We start from the raw sequence: 4,014 nt of genomic DNA, 5'->3' as shown, positions 1-4,014 counted from the left end.
CCCGTGCTTGCGGCCACGCAGGCTTTTACCCTGACCGGCGGCCTCAATCTTGATGCCGGTGGCGGTGAGGATACAGCCGATACGCCAGACGCGGCTCTGCCCACAGGCTTGTGGAAAATCCAGCGACAGGCCCGCGTTAAACTCCAGTTCCGCCTTGATGACTTCCAGTGATTCCGCTGCCTGCTCAGTGGTATCAAACGCAATGATGATGAACTTCTTCAGCTCGCGGACGACACACCAGAGGTCGAAGAGCTGCTGGCCCAGCGTGGTTTTGGCCTCGCCGCGCGGGGCGGCAATGACTTCGTTCTCACTGTCGGGGCTCGCCACCACCTGCGGCAGACGGTCATAGAGATACTCGTGCAGCTCGCTGGTCGCAGCGTGTTTGACGTGGTGGGGAAAGTAGGTGTTGACGAAGAAACGAAACCCGGTCACCGGGTCAAAGACCTGTGCCCGGCGCGACTGCACCGCCTCCGGGCTGGCGTCGAGACCGGCACTCTCGCTTTCAATGCGATCGCGCAGCTCCATCTGGATGAGGGCGACTTTCTCGCGAAAGGCTTTGAGTGAAGATTTTGATGCCACGAAGTCAACCTCTTAAAAATAACGTCCCTCTGTGCCAGGATGTAGCTGCCAACAATCACCCATTAAATAGAGGGGCTTTATATGTCCGATAACGTAAAACTGACCATTGAGCAGAAAATAGAACTTGCCAGGATGACCAGTGATATCATTTCAAGTGCTCTGCACGCCCCAAAAGGGCTTATGTCACTCAAATCCTCAGCTGGATACCCTGATGTCGGAGAAGCTCTTCGGGTTGTCTATTCAGAGCTGACGGCAATGCTGGATACCGGCGGCGATAAAGAATGGACTACACAGCTTCCTCATTTCTGACGATTGCAGTGGCCCTGACGGGGCCACATATCACTTGCATAACCAGCCATAAATCCCTGCCCAGAAAATGCATATCCTCTTCTGAATAGGCCTCCTGCAGCAGGTCGATCACTTTGTTAACCCGTGCCTGACGCGACACTGCGCTCTGCTTTTCCGACTGCTTATTCGACATGGTGATCCCCTTTTGCCTGCTGGATTTCCAGCGCCGCTTCGATCTGTTCCAGCAGTGCCGATTTTGTCTGCCAGACCGACTGGCCATAACCCCTGTCAGCCTGATAAATCTCACCATCACTGGTCTGCACCATCAGGTAATCGCTCTGGGCGAATACCCGAACAATGCTGTCTGCCCGCACGCTATTGCGCTCGGTGAGCGTAATAAACTGCTTAACGTGTTTGATGACTTCAGCCATATTTCTTCTCCACAATTTGTTGAAAGGCGGGCAGCACATCCATAAAGCCCGCCATCAGGGCCGGGTGCTTCTCACTGAGAAACGCCGCGAAATCTTCCATCACGCCCGCCGCCACCATCAGACGGTCGGTCTCGGGCAGAATGCGCCGACTGGCGGCCATCATCTTGTTAAAGCCGTCCTGCAGCTTAACCAGCAGATTCGCGTAATCCTCCGGGGGCATCTTCAGCCCATCCGGACTTTCACGGGCGGTGCGCAACCGCTCAATGGCGTACTGGTTATGCTCCAGATACTCCACCACCAGGGCGCGGGGAATATCTTCCGCCACGCCGGAGGTCAGGCGGCGAACGGCCCGCAGTTTGTCCCAGTCGTCGCCGTTCTCCCGCGCATCGCGCCGCCAGCGGACCACCGTCGCCACGCTGACACCGTGCATCGGCCCCAGCACCTCGGGGGCAATGCCCTGGCCGATATAATCCCGACGCACGGCATCCCTCAGGACCTTCGGGTGCGCCATCAGTGGCCCCCGTTCCCGTCAATCAGACGGTCCATGCGCTCGTTGATGCGTTCCATCGAGAGCTTGATATCCGTAAAAATCTGCAGAACCTGCGCGTGGTCGCGGGCAGCATCGGTCTTGAGCTGAAACAGCAGGTGCATTTCTGCCTGGCCATCGCGCAATTTTTCAATGGTGGCGGTCAGATTGCGGACCCAGATACTGAGTCCGAAGGACACCACGCTGAACAGCAGCGTGATGGCCCCCTGAATGACGGTGTTAGAGATTTCCATTTCTGGTCCTTATGGCCTTTCCGGCCAGAAAAAAATCGCCAGGGCCCGCAGCTTTGCGGCGTTCGTCTGGCACCATGCGCCGTAGTCTGAGGCATGGCGCAGTAACACGTCCGGCGGCAGACTCTTTCTCCCTCCGGCATACGCTGAAGGGGCCGGAGGCATCGGGGCGACAGTCACCATGTCGCGTGGGGGCTTAATGGCCTCCTGTATCACCGGGGCCGGGGTCACCACCACCGGTGTATCCGAGGGCCTGCTCGTAGAGCTGCAGGCTGTGAGGGCCAAGCCCGTTAAAATCGCACTGAGAACCCTGCCGGGATACCTGATTGTCATCGCTGACCGCCTTCTGAATGTTGAGGCTCAGCAACTGCTGCGCCTGCTGTAGCTGTTGCTCCTGGGCCGCGAGCCGGGCTGCCAGCGCATCGGCCCGGTCCTGCTCCTGGTGCTCGCGCTCCCGGACATCCAGTAGCGCCTGCTGGCCTTTTTCGGCCAGCTTTTGCCGCTCATCCGCGCGGGCTTTCTTCTCATTCGCAAGAGCGGTATCACCCGCCGCTTTGGCCTTGTTGAATCCTGAGGCATAGCCCTGATGGTGAAGCCACCAGGCCCCGCCGCCCAGCAGGGCACACAGCAATACGCCAGGCAGCAGACGGGTTAACAGCCATTTAACGGGCATTTTCATTGCCTCCATCCGGTGGCGGAGTCTGGTTTTTGAGCCGCTGATGGCCCTGCACACCGGCGTGGGTGACCCAGGCCCCGAGATACAACCCCAGCACTGTATCCGGCTGGCGGTTCAGCACCACACAGGCCAGCACGGCCAGCGAACTGACAGCCAGCGCCGTCACGGTGGCCACTTCGGTACTGGACAACCGGCCATGGGGGTTACTGAACAGCTCAGTCAGGCGATCAAACCATGCCATTTCAAAAGTCTCCTGAGTTTTCATGCTGACCGGCGACCAATAACCCAGCGGAGAAACCAGCAAATCACTACCGCTGACACAACGGATTTCCAGCCAACGGGGATAATCATGCTCCAGCCCGCGTAAGCTGCCCACCAGTTCCACAGGGTGAAAAACAAGGCCCAGAACAAAAACGGGGCAAGGATCACCAGAAAAATAAACCCGAGCGCGGCCGTCACTTTCAGCCCCTGTGATAGGGGTTGACCATGGTTCTGTGAATTCATGCCGGATACTCCGCAAACGGGAGCTGGAAGTGCGCCCCGTCCTTCAGGGTGTGCCAGTCGCCGCCCCATTCAACGGGAATGGCCAGCTGGCCGGAGGCCTGCTTAACCGCCTGCGCGATGGCGGCATACAGGGACCACGTCCAGGACACCTGGCCGCTAGCGTAAGCCACTACGTCCACAGCATGCCCGGTCAGATGGCGGCTGTGCATCGTCTCGCTGTGGCCTTCGGCCACCATCTCTTTTTCGCGGGCAACGGAGCGCAGTCCTTCAGTGACAGCGAAGTCAACGGGGGAAAGCACCAGCGCCAGGCGGATCACTTTCACCAGGTCAGGGTGTACCCCCTGCAGGCGGGCCTCGCTATGCTCGCCAAAGTGGAAAGATTCCATAAAAAATAACCCTCACAGATGTTGTGAGGGTTATTGTGAACGCGCCCCCGGTGCGGGACATGTTGCGGGGGCGAAGCGGTTTAATTCAGAAGAGGGAGGGTTGCGACGCCGGAGGGGGCGGCGGCGCTCTTCGCCGGGAGAGGAGTTCCCAGGCACGGGTATTGGCAATCCCGTATTTCGGCCCCAGCAGCGTTAACGCCATGCGCAGGGACTCGCCCTGATGCACCAGCGTATCCACTTCAGCCAGAAAGCACTGGTTGCGGTACTCGCGCAGGGCCGCGGCGCAGCGAGGGATATTGAGCGAGTTATCGCCCCCGAAGTGGCGGACCAGCTTCAGGGTGTTTTCCTCCCCGATGGTCTCCCGCAGCATATC

General features: G+C 59.0%; 8 protein-coding genes and 2 pseudogenes. 1 reads left to right on the top strand and 9 read right to left on the bottom strand.

Annotated features, from left to right (window positions below; translation table 11 throughout):
* Positions 1-579, bottom strand: a pseudogene (locus B9Y90_RS25550) (phage terminase large subunit); the annotation flags it as partial.
* An 81-nt stretch (positions 580-660) separates the two neighbouring features.
* Here B9Y90_RS25550 and B9Y90_RS25545 point away from each other — a divergent pair.
* Positions 661-888, top strand: a complete 228-nt coding sequence (locus B9Y90_RS25545) for a hypothetical protein (protein WP_085543088.1) — start codon at positions 661-663, stop codon at positions 886-888.
* On the opposite strand, the gene B9Y90_RS25540 is transcribed toward B9Y90_RS25545, so the two are convergent.
* The 8 genes and pseudogenes from B9Y90_RS25540 to B9Y90_RS25500 all read right to left on the bottom strand — a co-directional run.
* Positions 866-1,060, bottom strand: a complete 195-nt coding sequence (locus B9Y90_RS25540; protein ID WP_085543087.1) for a hypothetical protein — start codon at positions 1,058-1,060, stop codon at positions 866-868. The genes B9Y90_RS25545 and B9Y90_RS25540 overlap by 23 nt on opposite strands.
* Positions 1,050-1,298 carry a hypothetical protein gene (locus B9Y90_RS25535; RefSeq protein ID WP_085543086.1) on the bottom strand — a complete coding sequence of 83 codons (249 nt, stop codon included), beginning with the start codon at positions 1,296-1,298 and terminating at the stop codon, positions 1,050-1,052. Before B9Y90_RS25535 ends, B9Y90_RS25540 begins: the two co-directional genes overlap by 11 nt.
* The gene (locus B9Y90_RS25530) at positions 1,291-1,809 is read right to left on the bottom strand and encodes a DUF1804 family protein (RefSeq protein ID WP_085543085.1); all 519 of its coding nucleotides are present in this window, start codon (positions 1,807-1,809) and stop codon (positions 1,291-1,293) included. Before B9Y90_RS25530 ends, B9Y90_RS25535 begins: the two co-directional genes overlap by 8 nt.
* Entirely contained in the window at positions 1,809-2,078 is a 270-nt protein-coding gene (locus B9Y90_RS25525) for a hypothetical protein (protein ID WP_085543084.1), read from the bottom strand. Before B9Y90_RS25525 ends, B9Y90_RS25530 begins: the two co-directional genes overlap by 1 nt.
* A 193-nt stretch (positions 2,079-2,271) precedes the next feature.
* Positions 2,272-2,754 (bottom strand): hypothetical protein, encoded by a 483-nt coding sequence (locus B9Y90_RS25520; RefSeq protein ID WP_085543083.1) that lies wholly within the window; start codon positions 2,752-2,754, stop codon positions 2,272-2,274.
* Complete coding sequence (locus tag B9Y90_RS25515; RefSeq protein ID WP_254902772.1) at positions 2,738-3,127, bottom strand: hypothetical protein; 390 nt, start codon at positions 3,125-3,127, stop codon at positions 2,738-2,740. Before B9Y90_RS25515 ends, B9Y90_RS25520 begins: the two co-directional genes overlap by 17 nt.
* A 124-nt stretch (positions 3,128-3,251) precedes the next feature.
* On the bottom strand, positions 3,252-3,641 hold the full coding sequence (locus B9Y90_RS25505; protein ID WP_085543080.1) for a M15 family metallopeptidase: 390 nt from the start codon (positions 3,639-3,641) through the stop codon (positions 3,252-3,254).
* Positions 3,642-3,726: 85 nt separating this feature from the next.
* A pseudogene (locus tag B9Y90_RS25500) lies at positions 3,727-4,014 on the bottom strand (hypothetical protein); the annotation flags it as partial.

Origin of the sequence: Cedecea sp. NFIX57 (assembly GCF_900177785.1) — a bacterium.
Lineage (GTDB): Bacteria > Pseudomonadota > Gammaproteobacteria > Enterobacterales > Enterobacteriaceae > Cedecea > Cedecea neteri_C.
This window is presented reverse-complemented; position numbering and strand designations above follow the sequence as displayed.

Excerpts from the sequence above, each read along its gene's own strand:
- B9Y90_RS25525 (WP_085543084.1), bottom strand. The coding sequence starts at position 2,078 with ATGGAAATCTCTAACACCGTCATTCAGGGGGCCATCACGCTGCTGTTC.
- B9Y90_RS25520 (WP_085543083.1), bottom strand. The coding sequence starts at position 2,754 with ATGAAAATGCCCGTTAAATGGCTGTTAACCCGTCTGCTGCCTGGCGTA.
- B9Y90_RS25505 (WP_085543080.1), bottom strand. The coding sequence starts at position 3,641 with ATGGAATCTTTCCACTTTGGCGAGCATAGCGAGGCCCGCCTGCAGGGG.
- B9Y90_RS25545 (WP_085543088.1), top strand. The coding sequence starts at position 661 with ATGTCCGATAACGTAAAACTGACCATTGAGCAGAAAATAGAACTTGCC.
- B9Y90_RS25540 (WP_085543087.1), bottom strand. The coding sequence starts at position 1,060 with ATGTCGAATAAGCAGTCGGAAAAGCAGAGCGCAGTGTCGCGTCAGGCA.
- B9Y90_RS25530 (WP_085543085.1), bottom strand. The coding sequence starts at position 1,809 with ATGGCGCACCCGAAGGTCCTGAGGGATGCCGTGCGTCGGGATTATATC.
- B9Y90_RS25535 (WP_085543086.1), bottom strand. The coding sequence starts at position 1,298 with ATGGCTGAAGTCATCAAACACGTTAAGCAGTTTATTACGCTCACCGAG.